At 42.2% G+C, this 19283-nt stretch carries 19 protein-coding genes and 1 other annotated feature; of the genes, 2 read left to right on the top strand and 17 right to left on the bottom strand.

Translation table 11 applies throughout. From position 1 onward, the window contains the following. Nucleotides 1–163: 163 nt before the first annotated feature. The 9 genes from M3182_RS18320 to nadB form a co-directional block, all read right to left on the bottom strand. Complete coding sequence (locus tag M3182_RS18320; protein WP_251431356.1) at nucleotides 164–370, bottom strand: DUF2905 domain-containing protein; 207 nt, start codon at nucleotides 368–370, stop codon at nucleotides 164–166. Next, nucleotides 367–1368 (bottom strand): Holliday junction branch migration DNA helicase RuvB, encoded by a 1002-nt coding sequence (gene ruvB, locus M3182_RS18315; RefSeq protein ID WP_251431354.1) that lies wholly within the window; start codon nucleotides 1366–1368, stop codon nucleotides 367–369. The genes M3182_RS18320 and ruvB overlap by 4 nt, the downstream gene beginning before the upstream one ends. 52 nt (nucleotides 1369–1420) lie before the next feature. Next, nucleotides 1421–2026, bottom strand: a complete 606-nt coding sequence (gene ruvA, locus M3182_RS18310; RefSeq protein ID WP_251559410.1) for a Holliday junction branch migration protein RuvA — start codon at nucleotides 2024–2026, stop codon at nucleotides 1421–1423. Nucleotides 2027–2243: 217 nt separating this feature from the next. After that, nucleotides 2244–2780: an intercompartmental signaling factor BofC gene (locus M3182_RS18305; RefSeq protein ID WP_251431350.1), complete on the bottom strand. Its 537-nt coding sequence runs from the start codon at nucleotides 2778–2780 to the stop codon at nucleotides 2244–2246. A gap of 290 nt (nucleotides 2781–3070) precedes the next feature. Beyond that, complete coding sequence (locus M3182_RS18300) at nucleotides 3071–4075, bottom strand: phosphotransferase (RefSeq protein ID WP_251431348.1); 1005 nt, start codon at nucleotides 4073–4075, stop codon at nucleotides 3071–3073. Beyond that, nucleotides 4032–5783, bottom strand: a complete 1752-nt coding sequence (safA, locus tag M3182_RS26235; protein WP_285868721.1) for a SafA/ExsA family spore coat assembly protein — start codon at nucleotides 5781–5783, stop codon at nucleotides 4032–4034. Before safA ends, M3182_RS18300 begins: the two co-directional genes overlap by 44 nt. A 363-nt stretch (nucleotides 5784–6146) precedes the next feature. Beyond that, nucleotides 6147–7253, bottom strand: coding sequence for a quinolinate synthase NadA (gene nadA, locus M3182_RS18285; protein WP_251431346.1), 1107 nt, complete (start codon nucleotides 7251–7253; stop codon nucleotides 6147–6149). Between the two features lie 12 nt (nucleotides 7254–7265). Beyond that, nucleotides 7266–8102, bottom strand: a complete 837-nt coding sequence (gene nadC / locus M3182_RS18280) for a carboxylating nicotinate-nucleotide diphosphorylase (RefSeq protein WP_251431344.1) — start codon at nucleotides 8100–8102, stop codon at nucleotides 7266–7268. Next, nucleotides 8071–9648 carry an L-aspartate oxidase gene (gene nadB, locus M3182_RS18275; RefSeq protein ID WP_251559407.1) on the bottom strand — a complete coding sequence of 526 codons (1578 nt, stop codon included), beginning with the start codon at nucleotides 9646–9648 and terminating at the stop codon, nucleotides 8071–8073. The genes nadC and nadB overlap by 32 nt, the downstream gene beginning before the upstream one ends. A 94-nt stretch (nucleotides 9649–9742) precedes the next feature. Between nadB and M3182_RS18270 the strand changes: the two genes are divergently transcribed. Both M3182_RS18270 and M3182_RS18265 read left to right on the top strand, forming a co-directional pair. Further along, nucleotides 9743–10882, top strand: a complete 1140-nt coding sequence (locus tag M3182_RS18270; RefSeq protein WP_251559406.1) for an IscS subfamily cysteine desulfurase — start codon at nucleotides 9743–9745, stop codon at nucleotides 10880–10882. 44 nt (nucleotides 10883–10926) lie between these two features. After that, complete coding sequence (locus tag M3182_RS18265) at nucleotides 10927–11463, top strand: transcription repressor NadR (protein ID WP_251559404.1); 537 nt, start codon at nucleotides 10927–10929, stop codon at nucleotides 11461–11463. 842 nt (nucleotides 11464–12305) lie between these two features. On the opposite strand, the gene pheA is transcribed toward M3182_RS18265, so the two are convergent. From pheA to M3182_RS18225, 8 genes are all read right to left on the bottom strand, one after another. Beyond that, the gene (gene pheA / locus M3182_RS18260; protein ID WP_251431336.1) at nucleotides 12306–13154 is read right to left on the bottom strand and encodes a prephenate dehydratase; all 849 of its coding nucleotides are present in this window, start codon (nucleotides 13152–13154) and stop codon (nucleotides 12306–12308) included. 114 nt (nucleotides 13155–13268) lie between these two features. Further along, the gene (locus tag M3182_RS18255; protein ID WP_251431334.1) at nucleotides 13269–13724 is read right to left on the bottom strand and encodes an ACT domain-containing protein; all 456 of its coding nucleotides are present in this window, start codon (nucleotides 13722–13724) and stop codon (nucleotides 13269–13271) included. A 20-nt stretch (nucleotides 13725–13744) separates the two neighbouring features. After that, a complete protein-coding gene (gene obgE / locus M3182_RS18250) occupies nucleotides 13745–15037 on the bottom strand; it encodes a GTPase ObgE (protein ID WP_251431332.1) in 1293 nt (430 codons plus the stop codon). A 47-nt stretch (nucleotides 15038–15084) separates the two neighbouring features. Continuing rightward, nucleotides 15085–15636, bottom strand: coding sequence for a Spo0B C-terminal domain-containing protein (locus M3182_RS18245; RefSeq protein ID WP_251431330.1), 552 nt, complete (start codon nucleotides 15634–15636; stop codon nucleotides 15085–15087). A gap of 304 nt (nucleotides 15637–15940) precedes the next feature. After that, nucleotides 15941–16234 (bottom strand): 50S ribosomal protein L27, encoded by a 294-nt coding sequence (rpmA, locus tag M3182_RS18240; RefSeq protein WP_251431328.1) that lies wholly within the window; start codon nucleotides 16232–16234, stop codon nucleotides 15941–15943. A gap of 12 nt (nucleotides 16235–16246) precedes the next feature. Next, nucleotides 16247–16579, bottom strand: coding sequence for a ribosomal-processing cysteine protease Prp (locus M3182_RS18235; RefSeq protein ID WP_251431326.1), 333 nt, complete (start codon nucleotides 16577–16579; stop codon nucleotides 16247–16249). 12 nt (nucleotides 16580–16591) lie between these two features. After that, nucleotides 16592–16900: a 50S ribosomal protein L21 gene (rplU, locus tag M3182_RS18230; protein WP_251431324.1), complete on the bottom strand. Its 309-nt coding sequence runs from the start codon at nucleotides 16898–16900 to the stop codon at nucleotides 16592–16594. Nucleotides 16901–16914: 14 nt separating this feature from the next. Beyond that, nucleotides 16915–16995 (bottom strand) — a sequence feature (ribosomal protein L21 leader region). A gap of 128 nt (nucleotides 16996–17123) precedes the next feature. Continuing rightward, nucleotides 17124–18596 carry an Rne/Rng family ribonuclease gene (locus tag M3182_RS18225; protein WP_251431322.1) on the bottom strand — a complete coding sequence of 491 codons (1473 nt, stop codon included), beginning with the start codon at nucleotides 18594–18596 and terminating at the stop codon, nucleotides 17124–17126. Nucleotides 18597–19283 lie beyond the last annotated feature (687 nt).

Below are 19283 nucleotides of genomic sequence, written 5' to 3'. Positions count from 1 at the left end.
CACCTATATTCTTTTATGTATTATTGAGGCTCTTTTCTCATGTATTCGAGTAAGTGACTTTCTTTCATTTTTACCAACAACGAAAAAGAGAAAAGAGTATACTAGTTGATCTAATAAAATAATTTCTCTGACGTTAAAATTGGAGAGGATTTTCACCACAAGCTTAACGAAAACGACCAATAAAATAGAAAATTAACGACAAGAGAATACTTACAACGATTGAGGTTACAATTGGAAAATAAAACGTTGTCCCACCTTTTTTTATGACAATATCCCCTGGAAGTTTCCCTAGATTAAAAAAGTGCACTAGAAAACCAGCTATGAAAATCACGGCTCCAAGAATCATCAGCAGTTTTCCCATCCCTGTCATTCAGATGGCACCTCCATTTGAAAATGGTGATACACAGCATGCGTAACCACCCTACCTCTTGGCGTTCGCTGTAGAAAACCAATCTGTAATAAATATGGTTCATAAACATCTTCAATGGTATTAGCTTCCTCACCAATCGTTGCTGCAATCGTTTCTAACCCGACTGGACCACCGCGGAATTTTTCAATAATTCCTTTTAATAATTTATGGTCAATATGATCAAGACCTAAACGGTCTACTTGCATCAGCTCAAGCGCTTCATTTGCTAGCTCATAATCAATTGAACCATCGCTACGAACTTGCGCAAAATCTCTAACCCTTCTAAGAAGACGATTGGCAATTCTTGGGGTTCCTCGAGATCTGCGCGCAATTTCAATTGCCGCGCTGTCCTCAATTTCCGTATCAAGTACTTCAGCTGTTCGTAAAACAATCTCTCTTAAATCCGCTTCCTTATAATACTCTAAACGGCTTAAGACACCAAAGCGATCTCTCAACGGAGCCGACAAAGAACCTGCCCGAGTTGTTGCTCCAACGAGCGTAAAAGGTGGCAAATCCAAGCGAACAGACCGCGCAGATGGTCCTTTTCCAATGACGATGTCCAAACAAAAGTCCTCCATCGCTGGATACAAAACTTCTTCAATCGAACGAGGTAGGCGATGGATTTCATCGATAAATAGCACATCCCCAGGCTCTAGCGCCGTTAGGATTGCCGCCAAATCACCGGGGCGTTCAATCGCTGGACCTGATGTCGTACGGAGGTTAACTCCCATTTCATTGGCAATAATCGCAGCCAATGTCGTTTTCCCAAGTCCAGGCGGTCCATATAACAACACATGATCCAAGGTTTCTTGGCGAAATCTTGCCGCTTTAATAAAAACCTCAAGGTTCTCCTTTACCTTGTCTTGCCCAATATACTGGTTTAACGTTTGCGGCCGCAAGCTCTGTTCAAATGATAGCTCTTGCTCACCAGCTTCTGTGGAGATGATCCGATCGTCCATTTATTCATCATCCTTTAAATCTAGTTTCCGTAAAAAAAGTAACTTTAAACAACTATCTTAATAACTTCTTTAAAGCTGTTTTAATATATTGGTCTGTTGTAAGTTTTTCCTTCTTAAGCTCTGGAGTGATTTTCTTGAGTTCCTTTTCAGAATATCCGAGAGCTTTTAACGCAAGCAAGGCTTCCTCAAATTCATTTGTATGATCCTCAACCATCGTGCTTTCTTCGTTAAATAAATTCGGAAAGAAGTCAGGAACAATATCCTGCAATTTCCCTTTTAAATCAAGTATCATTTGTCGAGCCGTCTTTTTCCCTACCCCAGGGAATTTTACGAGGAATGCTTCGTCCTCATTTTCGATTGCCTGAACCACTTGCTCAGGCTCACCCGAAGCTAAGACAGCCAAAGCCCCCTTCGGTCCAATGCCGGTTACATTTAAAAGACGGATAAACAAAGCTTTCTCTTCACGGGATTTAAAACCGTATAATGCCATGATGTCTTCACGTACATAATGGAATGTAAAAACTTGAATTTCAGCCCCCATTTTACTTGAAAAGGCAAAAGAATTAGGCGTACGGATTTGATATCCTACACCACCATTGTCGACCACTATGTACTCAGGGCTAATGTATTCCAATTTCCCTTTTATATATTCAAACACTTCAATTCGCTCCTCTATTTAGCTGTACCCCATTTTAACACACTATCCACAAGGAACGAAGAAAATTTGTCTTTGAAGCTAAAAAAAGCGAACATACTATCTACTTCTTGTCTATTTCTTTATTCTAGCTAAGGAGAATTTCCTCTTAAGAAATTGGCTCAAAGGTTCATTCACAACACAAAGAAGGACCGGTAAGAAATCCGGCCCATCAATATATTTATTGTTTATTATCCCTCGTATAGGGTCTGAACGCTTCTATCACCTTTTCATATTGGTCCTTTGTTTTGATTGGGATCCCTTTTTGCAATTGCTGACGCTTGCGACTTTCAAGTTTGCCAACATCAATTTGAAAGAAAGATTGAATAATGTTGGATTGATCTGGACGACCGTTAAAAATCGTGAGCACACCATTTTCCGTTAAACCAAAATAGCCATTTGCTTTTAAAAGTGGAGAAATGTCGTCAACATCTTGCTTAAAGACAACAATGTCTTCATCTATCCGTACCAATTGCCAGCCATCATACCGTTGCCATAAATCCTCCATAGAAGAAACGGTTTCACTAATTTGTTCTTCACTAATCTCCCCATCTAGATAGGCCCTCTCCAGAATGACCGTTACATTCAATGGGACTGCCTCATCCTTAGTTTGATTATTTGGCTGTGCTGCAACTACCATCCCACTATTAAGTGAGCACATAAAGGCACTACATGCAACTAGTACGCTAAGCGTCTTGACAACAGACTTGACTCCCATTGCCGGTCACCTCACTCTTTTAAGTTCATTAATAGTATGACCACTATATTCATATTTATTAAAATAGGATTTAGAAAGCAAGGATTGAATCTTTAAAATTGAGTTTTGTCCTTCGCGTTACCTTTTCTACCGATTTCTCTTCTTTTGGGAACGCTAGCCCTTCTTCGCACAGACTTCTCTTCTTTCAGGGAACTAATACTCCCCGACGTTATTACAGCCTATTGATACAGCTTGTCCCTCAACCTTTGGGAACGATTTACATTCTGCGTTCCCAAATTAGTTCCCTACAACTAGACTAGCTTTAATAACTTTTCAATAAAATTCTTTCGCTGATTATATTGATTCACCGTTATTTCCATTAACGGAGCAACCCGCGATGGGTCATAGTAACTTTTTAATTTTACAACTCGGTTCCATTCACGAAAAACGTCAGAAGGATAGATTAAACCGTAAACAAAGGATTTGTCATTTATATAATCTGACAAACCTTCCATTTCTACTAAGGATTCGAGAGACCAATTCATAAATGGAAGAATACGATTCGCATATTGTAGCAAATCAAAACTCGCTGGTCCCTTGGAAATCAAATCAAAATCAATTAAAAACAACTCGCCGGTTTGGACTCGAAAAAAATTATGATGCGCAACATCTCCATGTAAAATGACTGGATTTGAGGATTCAAAAAGAAGTTGATGTTTCCTCATCCCTCTTAAAGCCAAGTTAGCCCAATTATTGAGCTCGTAGGTAATATTTTTAGGAACATAATAATTTACTATCGCCTGATTGTTCTTGAATTGTCGCAAACGATTACTCCATTTTTTGATTAAGTTCTGTGTAGGTAACAAGGAATCATAACTAGAAACAAGCTTCTTTGTTACTGCATGATAATCGATTAATTTCTCTAACCCTTCTTCCCGCTCTGCTTGCGTCTTAAAAGAAAATGGATACTGATGTGGGTCTAAATAACTGATACAGCCATAATAGTTATTTTCGAAATACAATGGAACCTCAGTAAAACGATAATATTCATAGGTGTGGTTGAATCCTGCCTTTTTCAATTCATTCGTAAACTCTTGTTGTAAAACAAGTTTAGATAAATTGTTATATCCTTTTAATATAAAGGGCCGTGGTTTAGCCTCAACAAAAAAGACATGCTCTCTTATTCTTTTAAGATTTATCACTTCTACCGGGAGATTTTTTGATAAAAACGAGAAGAGACGATCAACAAAATCGTCCCTTCCAGGGTGAAAATTAATATTCATTGCTTTCGTCATCTTCTTCACGTGGCATTCCATAAGGATCTCCCGGCATATCCATTCCCGGCTCATATCCTCCCATTGGACCATAGCCCATTTGTGGTTGTGTTCCGAATCCTGGCTGTGCTCCAAAACCTGGTTGCGCTCCATATCCTGGCTGCCCTCCGAATCCTGGTTGCGCTCCGAATCCTGGTTGCATTCCATACCCTGGTTGCATTCCATGCCCTGGTTGCATTCCATACCCTGGTTGCATTCCATACCCTGGTTGCATTCCATACCCTGGTTGCATTCCATACCCTGGTTGCATTCCATACCCTGGTTGCATTCCATACCCTGGTTGTGCCCCAAATCCTTGATGTGTACCACCGCATCCACAGTCATGTGCAGGCATTTTTGGCATCTTTGGCATATTAGCGTACATATCTGGTGATTCATAATCTTCTACGCCCTGTACTTGTGGCATCATGTTATTTGGCATATTCGGATCCATTGCGCCTTGTACTTGCGGCATCATGCCATGTGGCATATTCGGATCCATTGCGCCTTGTACTTGCGGCATCATGCCATGTGGCATATTCGGATCCATTGCGCCTTGTACTTGCGGCATCATGCCATGTGGCATATTCGGATCCATTGCACCTTGCACTTGTGGTTGCATTCCAGGATGATAATAACCATATGGCTCACATAACCCTGATCCAGGCAACACTGGTGAAATAGGCATTGGTTGTGGGCAAGGATAACCCATTGGTGCCACTTGTTGAGGCATCATTTGTGGCGCTGGCATGTTTTCCGCCCCAGCAACCGCTTGGTGAGGCATATTCGGCATTGATCCAAAAGCTGATGATTCAGGACTTTCTACACCAGGCATTGGATAACCAGACATTTGTGCCCCTTGCACTTGAGGATACGGCATCGGTTGTTGACCTTGGAATCCTGGTCCAGGCATGCCTGGTGACATTGGAAATTGATGTGGGTAAGGAATCATAGAATCTTGGAAACCCCCTTGATTAATTGGAATAAATGAGGACGACTCATCTCCCAGTCCTTTTGTTTGTTTAATTGGCGCCATTGGCTGTTTAATTCCCGGAAAAATATTACTCGGTTTAGGTGGCAGCTGTGGTGACTTAGTTGGCGACAATGGCATTTGTTGATTCGGTGGTGGTGCCATATTGGCCATATTCTGCTTATAAAATTCGCTAATATCTGTTTCCGGCATCATCGTTTGAGGCATTTTTGGTACAAATGGCTGTTTTGGTGTTTCTTTTACCGCTTCTTGCTTTGGTAAGGGTTTTGGCATTGGTTTTGGTTTCGGTGCTGGTTTAAGTTTTGGAGCTTCCATAATTGGTTTCGGTGCTGGTTTCGGCATTGGCTTTGGAGCTGGTTTTGGCATTGGCTTTGGAGCTTCCATCTTAGGCAACTCTGGTGATTCCGGAGACTCTGGTGATTCAACTGGTAATGGTTTTGGTGCTTCCTTTACCGGTTTCTCTTTCACAATCGGCTGTTCCTTTTTCGGCATTTCCTTCTTGCTTCCCCAATTGATTTTTGCCTCTTTATTTCCATTAGAGATAGGCGCTTCTTTTTTTATTGACCCACCTGTTGTTGGCACTTTAATTTTCATACCGGGCATAATCATATCAGGGTTACTGAGCTGGGAATTCAGCTGTTTCAGCTCTTCAAAGTTCACGCCGTACTTCTTGGCGATCTTCCAAAGAGTATCCCCTTTCTGTACGATATGGATCTTCATGATTTCCCTCCTACTATGGCATAAGTCCATATAGTGTATGTTTGTGTAGGCTTTTTGCCATTAATCTTCGAAAAAACTTATGCTTCTCACACCATGTATATGTACCCAACCCAAATTTAAAGCTTTTCCACAAAAAATTGTATAAGCCCAAATTGGGAATGGGACGATAGACGGAATAGGCAAGATGTAAAATTCACTCAGGGAACCTAGATTACCTATTGATGACCTTTCCCTCTCCTGCTAACCTTACTTCGAGCACCAATCCACCCCAACCACCATTAATGAGGTGTTCCCTTTTCAAAAACTAATCTTCACGCACAAAAATACCCAAAAGGGGGAACTCCCTTTTGGGTATTTCATCAATCATGACTGTGCAAGCATACGGTTCAACGCTTTCTTTGCATTTTCAGCAACGATTGCATCAACTTCAATCACATTATGTGGCTCACCTTGTACGATGCTATCTAAGCACCAAACAAGATGCGGCAAATCAATTCGGTTCATGGTTAAGCATGGACACATATGTGGATTCAAAGAAATAATGTGTTTATCTGGATGCTCTTTGATAATTCTTTTTACTAAATTTTGTTCAGTTCCAATCGCCCAAGCTGAACCAGCAGGAGATGCATATATAGCTTCTATTATATAATTCGTTGAACCAGCCAAATCCGCTAACGCTACAACTTCACGACGACACTCGGGATGAACAATAATTTTCATATCCGGGTATTTTTCACGCACCTCGTGAACATTTACGACGGTAAAGTTCTCATGGACTGAACAATGTCCTTTCCATAAAATAACCTTCACATTTTCTAATGGTCCCTCAAACTCTAACTCATCTTTGATCGGGTTCCATATCGCCATTTCCTCTAAACCAATGCCAATGTTAAATGCTGTATTTCGCCCTAAATGCTGATCTGGTAAAAATAACAAACGCTCTTTCTGCTCAAATGCCCAGCGAACCATTTTTTCCGCATTTGAAGAGGTGACAGTTGCTCCACCATGTTCACCAACAAAGGATTTAATTGCTGCTGTTGAATTGACATACGTTAATGGGAGAATCGTATCTCCAAACAAATCCATTAGCTTTGTCCAAGCACGTTCCGTTTGGTAAATATCAGCCATATCGGCCATCGAACAGCCGGCCCGCATATCCGGTAAATACACTTTTTGATAATCCTTCGTTAAAATATCCGCCGTCTCCGCCATAAAGTGGACACCACAGAACACGATATGCTCAGCTAGTTGATTCTCCGCAGACAATTGGGCGAGTTTTAAGGAATCACCTGTTGCATCAGCAAATTGAATGACCTCATCTTTTTGATAATGGTGACCAGGGATAAATAATTGGTCCCCTAGTTCAGCTTTGATTTCTCGTACTCTTGCTTCTAATTCCTCGATTGACATTTTGCGGTATTGTTCCGGCAATTCTAGCGGACGAGTATCAAGCATTTTTAGTAAATCCATTTTTTCTCCCCCTTATTGAACGTTCACTTTTACACTAATATCTAATGCCTTCACGGTATGAGTTAAAAATCCTAGCGAAATATAATCCACGCCTGTATGACGATAATTTGGCAGCGTCTCGATTGTAATGCCACCAGAAGCTTCCGTTGTGATGTTTTTTGGTACAAGTTTAATGAATTCAATCATCTCTTCAGGCGTTCGATTATCAAACATAATACAGTCAACCCCAGCTGCTACTGCTTCTAAAACTTGCTCTCTCGTCTCGGTTTCGACTTCAATTTTAACCATATGACCAATCTGGCTGCGGACTTCTTCCACCGCTTTTGTGATACTGCCGGCAAAACTAATATGATTGTCTTTAATCATGACTGCATCATATAGACCGTAGCGATGATTGTAACCACCACCACAAGTAACAGCATATTTCTCGAGCATTCGCAGCCCTGGTGTGGTTTTCCGCGTATCACAAATTCTCGTATGTGCTCCACCCAACAGACTTACGGCTTCCTTCGTTTTCGTTGCGATTCCAGACATTCGCTGAACAAGATTTAAAACCACTCGTTCCCCTTTTAAAAGGTCAGAAATATTCCCCTTTACAATCGCAAGCTTTTGGCCTCTTTCCACAGAATCACCATCAGAAATCATCATTTCAATCTCGGCTTTTTCATCTAAAAGTGGAAAACCGGTTTTGATTACTTCTTCTCCACAAAACACTCCATCCGCTTTTGCGATAAAAACAATCTCTCCTGTTCCGGCTTTTCCAAAAATCAAGTCACTTGAAACATCGCGTTCTCCTATATCTTCTAGAAAAAACTGTTCAAGTTGTAAGCGCAGTTTTAATTTGTTCACGACGACCATCCTTTATCGTTTTTCTTTTATGAGCAATCCGTTTATTCTGCCAATTTTCATCTTCGACCGGATAATCTGACCGAAAATGTCCCCCTCGGCTTTCTGTACGGGATAAAGCAGCATTCGTGACTACCCATGCCGTAATCAACATAAACACCTTGGTTAATTCTTCAGGAGAACAATCATCCAATGACCGATCGAGCCAAGCTTCAACCTGAAACGATTCAAGCCAGCTTTTTTGCATCATTAATGAAGCATGATGCCGAACAATTCCCGCTCGGTCCATCATCGTTTGTTGAAGCACTGTTTTATCAGGTAAAAGGAATAGCTTTGATTGATCGTAGTCCCTACCTACAGGACTAGGAATCTGTGATTCTACAGGTTGTTCGTTCAACCAAGCACCTAATCTTTTTCCATATACCATTCCCTCAAGTAAGGAATTGCTGGCTAAACGATTGGCCCCGTGAACTCCGGTACAAGCGACTTCTCCGATCGCATATAATCCGGGTATATTTGTTTGACCGATAGAATTGGTTTTTACTCCGCCCATTAAAAAATGACTTCCCGGCGCAACAGGTAGTTTGCCTATTTCTAGGTCAACACCCGCTTGCCGGCAAAGAGCGGACACAGTCGGGAACCGCTCTGTAAAATTAGTAATACATGTGATATCAAGATAAACTTGTTTCCCCATTTTCAAATATTCATAGATTTTTTGTGAAACCACATGGCGGGGAGCCAAATCTTTTAGAGGATGTACGCCCTCCATAATTCTTTTTCCTTCAGCGGTCACTAACTTTGCTCCTTCTCCGCGAACAGCTTCAGAAATCAGACCTCTTGTTTTTCCGCCCCCATACAAAAGCGTTGGGTGAAACTGGATAAACTCCATATCAACCAACTCTGCTCCCGCTAAATAGGCTAGTGCGACTCCATCTCCAGTTACACTTTCGGCATTGGAGGTATATGTATAAAGCTGACCGCAGCCGCCTGTTGCGAGCACTACATGATCTGCATAAAAAACTTCACTTTTTCCATCTGTTCGTTTGGCTTTTACACCGATGCATCGTCCAGCTTTACTCCTCAGTAATTCATAAACAAACATATTTTCTTGAACCGAAATATTACGACCAAGCTGTGAAACTAGATGCTCAATGAGAATTCTTCCGGTCGCGTCCCCACCGCTATGTACAATTCGTTTAGCAGAGTGTGCTCCTTCCATCCCAAGCTTTATTTCTCCCGTTTCACATCGATCAAAAGGGCAGCCTCCTTTAATTAGTTCCTCTATGATTTCTGGCCCTTCCCGAGTCAAATCTTGAACTGCGGCCGGGTCATTAAAATATCTCCCCGCTTCAACCGTATCTTGATAATGAAGAGTTGGGCTGTCATCTGTGCCTAGAGACGCGGCCACTCCACCTTGTGCCATATGTGAATTGCTTTTTATGAGAGATGATTTTGTGAGAACCATCACATTTAAATCAGTTCGTAACGTCACAGCTAACTGCAAAGCAGCGATACCACTTCCAACAATTAGCACATTTGCTTTCGTCATTGAGTTACCCTCCTGTTTTACAGGTGTCTTGACACCTATATTTACATAGATTTAAACTATTGACAAGATATTTTTCTATTTTAGGAGAGAGAGAATGAAATATTTTGATTATGCAGCAAGTTGTCCACTTGATACAGAAGCAGCAGAATTGTATGTAAAAGCAGCCACCGACTATTACGGAAATAGCCAAAGCCTTCATGACGTCGGCCATGTCGCTAACACTTTTTTAGAGAACTGTCGGAAAGAGTTTAGCAAGTTATTAAATGTAGAAACCGATGGGATATTTTTTACCTCGGGAGGATCCGAAAGTAATTTATTAGGAATTCGAGCTTTATTATCCGCTCCATTAAAGAAAGGAAAGCACATCGTCACATGCATGGCTGAGCATGCTTCGATTCTTCATGTGATGAAGATGCTTGAAACAGAAGGTTATGAGGTGACTTATCTTCCACTAAATACCCAAGGGCAAGTGGAAGTTGCTGTTTTTAAGCAAGTTTTGCGCGATGATACGATCCTGGTCTCCATTCAACATGCCAATCCTGAAATCGGAACGTTACAGCCGATTCTCGAACTTGCTGCACTTTGTCATCAACAGCAAGTTCTTCTTCACTCGGATTGCGTACAGTCATTTGGAAAAACCCCTATTCAAGAGGTTGCACAAGCAGTAGATGCTCTCTCCATTTCAGGTCATAAATTTTACGGGCCAAAAGGGACAGGAGTAGCTTATGTAAATCCAAGAGTAGCCTGGAAACCATTCCTTGAAGGCACCACACATGAAAAAGGATTTCGCCCAGGCACCGTCAATGTTCCAGGAATTTTAGCGATGACTTTGGCTGCTCAAAAAGTGGCATCCTCACTGTATGAGGAAATGGACCGGTTCACGTTTTTAAGAAAAACCTTTTTAGAAGAACTTGAAGAGGTAATAGCGCAGATTACCGTTTATCTCGGCCAGCTTCCCGGCATGATTGGGATGAGAATCCATGGGATTGAAGGTCAGTGGGTTATGCTAGAATGCAACCGGCATGGTTATGCCATTTCCACGGGGACAGCTTGCCATACCGGTATGCTTGAACCTTCTAAAACAATGACAGCAATCGGTGTAAAAGAAAAATCCGCAAAAGAATTTTTCCGCATTTCTTTCGGGAAGCAAACGACAGAGAAAGATGTACGCGAACTTGCGCTGCTTTTAGCAAAACTAGCTCAACAAGAAGTCGTCACTGAACTTCCGCTCTAAGGTATGGTACAATTTTAGCGGACATGAAATAAGGAGAGTCGATCATGAAGAAAATGTTAGCTGATGAGAGAAGAACTCTTTTATTAGATATGTTAAAAAACAGCTATCAACCCATTACTGGTGCTGAGCTAGCAGCAAAAACCAATGTAAGTCGCCAAATAATTGTCGGTGACATCACCCTGTTAAAAGCAAAAAATGAACCCATAATTGCCACAAGCCAAGGGTATCTTTATATGCAGGCCGCTTCCCAAAACGTACAAGTCGAACGGACAATCGCATGCAACCATACTCCTGAAAATACTGAAGAGGAATTAAATATTCTCGTCGACCAAGGGGTGACGGTAAAGGATGTTCGCATCGAGCACCCTGTATATGGGGATTTAACCGCTTCGATTATGGTGTCCAACCGCCGCGAAGTGAAACAATTTATGGAGAAAATCCACAACACCAATGCCGGCTACCTTTCCGAATTAACCGAAGGCATCCACCTCCATACCATCGTCGCCCCAACGGAACGTGCACTAGATGAAGCAGAAAAAGCGATGCGAAGTGCTGGGTTTTTGATTGATATATCAGAGTGAGGGATTGAGATTGCTTTTAAGGGATAAGCCCTAGGTGCCTTACTCTTAGCTTTTGTAATTTAACGGTTTTCGTGATGACATCTGGTGAAAAATTAAAAAAGACTACCTTTACAAGTAGGTCTTGTACCGGTAGTCTTTTCTATTGTTTTGAATGTTTGAGCGGATTCTTTTGCCGTCTTAGTTTTTATCAAGGAGAGGCCTCTCGATTACCGTCATACCGGTGTTTACACTGCCGCTGGCACCGACACACTCTCTCGATTACCGGTACACCCATTTTTTCACCACTTCGGGCACCGACACTCCCTCTCGGTTACCGTTACGCCATTTTTTCACACGCTCCGGGCATCGACACTCCCTCTCGATTACCGGTACACCCATTTTTTCTCCGCTTCGGGCACCGACACTCCCTCTCGATTACCGGTACACCATTTTTTCACACGCTTCGGGCACCGACACTCCCTCTCGGTTACCGGTACCCCTTTTTTTCACACGCTCCGGGCACCGACACTCCATCTCGGTTACCGGTACACCCATTTTTTCTCCGCTTCGGGCACCGACACTCCCTCTCGGTTACCGTTACGCCATTTTTTCACACGCTCCGGGCACCGACACTCCATCTCGATTACCGGCACACCAAGTTTTCACACGCTCCGGGCATCGACACTGCCTCTCGATTACCGACACACCATTTTTTCACACGCTTCGGGCATCGAGACTCCCTCTCGGTTACCGGCACACCATTTTTTCACACGCTCCGGGCATCGACACTGCCTCTCGATTACCGACACCCCAAGTTTTCACACGCTTCGGGCATCGAGGACTGCCCTCTTTTACAATTACTGCTACAACTTAAACGACGGATAGCTTCCCAATACTTTTACGGAACAGCCGAGTGCTTCTAGTTCAGCCATTGCCCCCGGGATCAACACTTCATCCATTTGCTGTTCAATATCAATGATAAAGAAGTAATTTCCAAGCCCGGTTTTTGTCGGTCTAGACTCAATTTTCGATAAATTCAGATTACGCCAAGAGAATGCAGATAACACTTGATGAAGTGCACCAGTGCGATCGGAAGGCAATGTAACTACAATTGTTGTTTTTTCGCCTTTTTTTGATAATTCGATATGAGGCAGAACTCGCTCTTCCTTTGATAAAACAACAAACCTAGTATGATTATGATCATAATCATGAATATTCGCTTGAACAATCGACAAGCCATATTCCTCTGCTGCAAGTCCGTTCGCAATTGCTGCAATATTGCGTTCAGGATGTTCCATCACAAATTGTGCAGCAGCCGCAGTACTTGTTACTCTTTCACTTGCCACACCTTTCATTTCACGGTGAAGGAACTTGTGACATTGGGCCAAAGCATGCGAGTGACTCAAAATCAATTCTGCTTCTTTCCACCGATTTTGATTTTCTGGATGCACCATTAAGTGTTGTTGAATCGGTGCTGTCGCTTCGCCAACAATCCTTAAAGGTACTTCGTGAATTAAATAATCCAATGTGATATTCACAGATCCCTCCAACGCATTTTCAATCGGCACAACCGCTATATCGCTTACCCCGTCGGCCACCGAATCAATGCATTCAGGAATGGTCACATATGGAATTGATTCTTCCTGTGGAAATAAACTACGAACAGCTAAATCTGTAAAAGTGGCCACTGGCCCTAAATAACCAATTTTCATTTTCTCTCTCTCACTCCCTATTATAGAAAAGGGTGCAGGGGAACTAAAATCCCACCGCACCAATACACCATTGTTTTTATGTAAAACTTAAAATCTTGGATTGCTCCTAGAATTTTAAGCTCCTGAACCAAGGACTTCCACTTTCTCTACAAATTCTAATTGGCGGAGCTTGGCTAGCAGTTGATCCATCTCCACGGACATTTCACCAATATTTAAGCTTAGTGTGACATTTGCTCGACCCTGGAGAGGAATCGTCTGGTGTATCGTCAAGACGTTACAACCAGACTGAGCCACCAAACTTAAAAGTTCTGATAATGTTCCTGAACGATCTTCAAGATGGAAAAACAAAGAGATTATTCGTTCTTTTACAACCGTATGGAAAGGATAGACGGTGTCACGATATTTGTAATAAGCACTTCTACTCAAATCCACTCGCTGAACCGCATCCCACACAGAATCGGCTTTTCCCCGTTCAATCATCTCTTTGGCTTCTAATGTCTTTTTCATAGCCTCCGGAAGCACATCTTCGCGAACTAGATAAAATTTCATATCAGTCTGGTTAAGCTTCATTTCTCCACCCCGTGGTTAGGTTATTCGACAAATTCGAATTCATATTTCAGGATGCGCACAGTATCGCCATCCTTCGCTCCACGTTCACGTAAGGCATCATCAATTCCCATGCCACGCATTTGACGAGCAAATTTACGGGTTGATTCTTCGCTAGCAAAGTTCGTCATCTTAAAGAGCTTTTCAATGGTTTCACCAGCAATCACAAATGTTCCATCTGGTTCTCTCGTAATCGTAAACTTGTCATGGTCTTCTTCATGACGGTAAACGACACGATTTTCACCATTATCTTTTTCAGCCTCATCCACTAATGGGAATTCCGGTGTTTTTTCAATTGTATCGGCAATTGCAAAGAGTAAATCACGAAGACCTTCTCTTGTAAAAGCAGAAATTGGGAACACTGGGTGATCCTCGGTTAATTTTTCTTTAAAAGCAGCTAAATTTTCAGCTGCCTCCGGCATGTCCATTTTATTGGCAACAATGATTTGTGGACGCTCTGTCAAACGCAAATTATACTCTTCAAGTTCCTTATTAATGACTAGGTAATCTTCATAAGGATCGCGCCCTTCGACTGCTGCCATATCAATAACATGAACAATGACACGTGTCCGTTCAATATGTCGTAGGAATTGATGTCCTAAGCCGACACCAGAATGCGCTCCTTCAATCAGACCTGGGAGATCGGCCATAACAAAACTTCTGTTATCTTCGGTTTCCACCATACCAAGATTTGGAACAAGGGTAGTAAAATGATATTCAGCGATTTTCGGACGGGCTGCTGATACGACCGATAATAAAGTTGATTTTCCTACACTTGGGAAGCCAACAAGGCCAACATCCGCAAGTAATTTTAATTCTAGAACGACATCGCGTTCTTGTCCTGGTTCCCCATTTTCAGATAGCTCTGGAGCTGGGTTGGCCGGAGTTGCAAAACGAGTATTTCCACGTCCGCCACGGCCACCTTTGGCAATAATTGCGCGTTGTCCGTGTTCGGTAAGGTCGGCAATTACTTCACCTGTTTCAGCATCCGATACGACTGTTCCCGGTGGAACTTTAACCACCATGTCTTGAGCACCGCGACCATGTTGGTTTTTCGACATCCCATGCTCTCCGCGGGGTGCCTTAAAATGGCGCTTATAACGGAAATCCATTAACGTGCGCAAGCCTTCTTCGACTTCAAACACCACGTTGGCGCCACGACCACCATCGCCACCAGCTGGTCCACCATTTGGTACATATTTTTCTCTGCGGAAGGCGACCATTCCGTTACCACCGTCTCCGCCTTTTACGTAAATTTTCACCTGATCGACAAACATATTATTAAATAACCACCTGTCTTGAGTTAATTTTATTGAATTTAGTATTATCTTACCCGATGCGAAGGAATCATAAAAATCTCAAACGAGACTTCTTCATCAGATACCGCCGTCACATGAATCGACATCGTTGAACCTACCGTACTTTCCAAAAATGCCAGAAGAGATTCCTTATCAGTTAGTATTCCGCTGAAATCAAAATAGAAAATGCTCTCTTCCTCACCAGCCTGAATGCTTACCGATAAATAATTCTCCTGAAAAGGTTCAATCGTCGCATCGAGTTTCTCAAATAACTCATTAATCCAACTTGCCAATAGTTGGTCATCAAGATGGTGGATGTTGAGCGCATTACGCACTTCATAATCAAGCTGAAAATGATGCTGATTCCAATTACATGTTAAAAGGGAAGCTGCAAACTCCGGAAGATGTAAATTCGTAAGCATCGATTCCTGCCTAGTCTCATGGATAATCTCAGTGATAATTTCCTTCACTCGATCCACTTTGTTTAGAGATAAATTCCCTTGAATCAATTGGATTCGATTCAGCCAATCATGACGCGAATGCTTTAATACCTCAATGGTATTCCACTCTTTTTTCATACTAATACTCCTAATCGTAGAAAACTGTCTTTTGTAAGTATATCAAAAAAGCTTGAAAAGGTAAGCAAAAATAAAGCGAAACTTCATTCAGTGGGGTATTCTCCATCCCCACTGAATGTTAGTTAAACAAATGCCCAAGGCTTCCCAAACATTTTACCTGACTTGAAATTTACCTGACGGGAAATCATCTGTAATTGGAACGGAGGAAATGATGTATGTAATTGAAGTTGTGAGATGAAGAAATTTTAACTCATTAAAAAGAGAAAACCCTAACCTAAAAGGCTAGGGTTTTCAGTGTTCCCTATTAAGCTTCTTGAGCTACTGGGTAAACACTTACTTGTTTCTTGTCACGGCCAAGGCGTTCGAACTTAACAACGCCATCAACCTTCGCGAATAGTGTATCGTCGCCACCTCTACCTACGTTTACACCTGGGTAGATTTTAGTTCCGCGTTGACGGTAAAGGATAGATCCACCAGAAACGAATTGACCGTCTGCACGCTTAGCACCTAGGCGCTTAGATTCAGAGTCACGTCCGTTCTTTGTAGAACCTACTCCCTTTTTGGAAGCGAACAATTGAAGATCCAATTTCAATAACATGTATTCCACCTCCTACTTTTTGAAGGTAATTTTTATGTGTTCTCGATAATTTTCCTCAATCGTCTGCAATGAGACAACCATTCCTTCGAGAAGAAGTTGTACTTTCTCATTTGTACTATCAGGAAGATCTTCCGGTAAAGTACAGCGGAGAAAGCCGTCTTCATCATGATTAATCTCAGGAGTGACGCCTGTTAAGGCATGCACGGCATTGATTGCACCAACGGATACTGCAGATACGCCTGCACAGACGATATCTTGACCTCGTTCAGCAAAAAATGCATGGCCGCTAATAGCAAAGGATTGAATGGCACCGGATTGTGTACGATAAATCACAGCGTCAATCATATTCAACCAACCTTAAGCGTTGATTTTTTCAATCACAACTTTTGTGTATGGCTGACGATGACCTTGCTTTTTACGGTAGTTCTTTTTCGCTTTGTATTTGAAAACGATGATTTTCTTCTGACGGCCTTGTTTTTCAACTTTAGCAGAGACAGAAGCGCCCTCAACTACTGGGCTTCCAACCTTCACGTTATCGCCACCAACAAAAAGAACTTTGTCAAAAGTAACTGTTTCACCAGCTTCAGCGTTAAGCTTTTCGATGTAGATTGCTTGTCCTTCCTCTACACGGATTTGCTTACCACCAGTTTCGATAATTGCGTACATTCCACTGCACCTCCTCTTAGACTCAGACTCGCCATCCGCAGGCGTTTGCTAAAAGCAAAGCTTTAATAACCTGGTCTGTGCGGTTGTAGCACGGGTGCGCTACAAACATAACATAAAAATACTATCATAGGACACTATCTATGTCAATCCTATTTCGTATTTCTACGTTCATCCGTTACTAACTTTAGCATAAAATCACCTTAGTGGGAACACCCAATTGCTGTTATTTTTCTAGTTTATTCGAAACCTCATCTAACGTACCTAACTGGAGAATTTTATAGTCTGGTTTTATCGAATCTAATTCAGTAAAAAGGATTTTTAAGCCTACCGCTGACTCCACTCTCTGCTTATGTTGATTGTTTTCGCCTGAAAACACCTCAATAACTTCTCGAGTTGCGGCTACCAAAACCGCATCATAATCAGAATGTCGATGTTCCCATAGTTCCCGTTCAAGACGAAAAGCCATTGTTTCCGCACTGAGCACTTGCCCAACTCCATTGCAAACACCACAAGTTGTCGTCAATGCTTCTGACAATGTCATTTTTGTTTTCTTTCTCGTCAACTGCAATATGCCTAGTTCTGTAAAACCAATCAGTTTCGTTTGACGCCCATCACCTTTAAGTGCTTGTTCAAGAACCTTGGCAACCATCTGCCGGTCCTTTGGATCCTTCATATCGATGAAATCAATTAAAATCATACCACCGATATCCCGGAGCATGATTTGGCGCGCAATTTCAGCTGCAGCGAGTTTATTTGTAGCCACTACAGTATCACGCAAATCATGTTTCCCAGAATAGCGCCCGGTATTTACGTCAATAATTGTTAACGCTTCGGCTTCATCAAAAATTAAATAAGCTCCATTATCCAGCCATACAATCTTTTTTAAAGCTTTTTCTATTTCCTTCTCGACTCCATAAACAGAAAACACATTTTCCTTTTGTTGATGATAACGAAATTCAAGCTGCGCACCGCTATCCTCAAGCTTCTTTTTAAGTGACTGATCGTCGACAATCACTTCACCACTGCTCATTTTACTCATCATTGAAATTAATTCTTCATAAAAGAACTCTTTTGCTAGTACGAGTCCAGGCTTTTTCCTCGTTTTCGCTTCTTGGTGTAACTCTTGTGATTGTTGTCTTAGTTGTTCTAATTCTTGTTGGATACCGTCTTGGGTTTGGTCGGTAGCCGAAGTTCGAAAAATCAAACCTTCTTCATCCGTTTTTAGTTCTGTCCCAAGCTTTCGGCACCTTTTTCGGATTTCAGCATCAGGAATCTTTTTCGAAACAGCTGTATATTTTCCAGATGGCAAATAGATAAGATGCTGCCCTTGGATTTCAATGATTGCGGTTAATCGAGCACCCTTTGTCCCAGCTGCATCTTTTTCCACTTGAACCAAAAGCTTTTCTCCTTGATGCAGGTACTTAGAAATACCCTGATTTGCTTTTTCCTCTTTGGAGCGGGAATCTAGCAAATACATGGGCACCTTATCACGGGAAAGAAACCCACTTTTTTCCTCCCCAAAGTTCACAAATGCCGCATTCATCCCCGGAATCACTTTTTCCACAATGCCTAAATAAATATTCCCAACCAATGATTGTTGTGAAGGTTGTTCTATGTATAAACGTTCAAGTTTGTCATTATTGAGCAATGCAAATCGCTTTTCTCTAGTACTCGCGTTAATAATCAATCGTTCCACTTTAACTTCTCCACTCTTTTTAAGGATCTTGTTTGGTATAGGTAATTGTTGTTGCTTTTAGTTTTGGTGCGTTGTCCACCTTTATGTTACCGGTTTTCGGTTTTGTTTTTTCCAGCGGGCATATAGAACGGTTTTATGTTACCGGTTTTTGTTTTTTCTCGTGTCGTCGGTTACGTAGAACGACTCTATGTTACCGATATTCACTTTTCCTCTTGCCGGCGGGCACGTGGAACCACGCTATGTTACCGCTACTCGTTTTTTCCCTGCCACACAGGCACTGAGACGACTCATCAGTTACCGTCACTCTCTTTTTTCCCGCCACACGGGCATTGAGACAACTCATCAGTTACCGTCACTCTCTTTTTTCTCGCCAGACGGGCACTGAGACGACTCATCAGTTACCGTCACTCTCTTTTTTCCCGCCACACAGGCACTGAGACGACTCATCAGTTACCGTCACTCTCTTTTTTCCCGCCACACAGGCACTGAGACGACTCATCGGTTACCGACACTCTCTTTTTTCTCGCCACACGGGCACTGAGACAACTCCTCGGTTACCGTCACTCTCTTTTTTCTCGCCACACGGGCACTGAGACGACTCATCAGTTACCGTCACTCTCTTTTTTCCCGCCACACGGGCACTGAGACAACTCCTCGGTTACCGTCACTCTCTTTTTTCTCGCCACA

Origin of the sequence: Mesobacillus maritimus, assembly GCF_023715205.1 — a bacterium.
Lineage (GTDB): Bacteria > Bacillota > Bacilli > Bacillales > Cytobacillaceae > Mesobacillus_B > Mesobacillus_B maritimus_C.
This window is presented reverse-complemented; position numbering and strand designations above follow the sequence as displayed.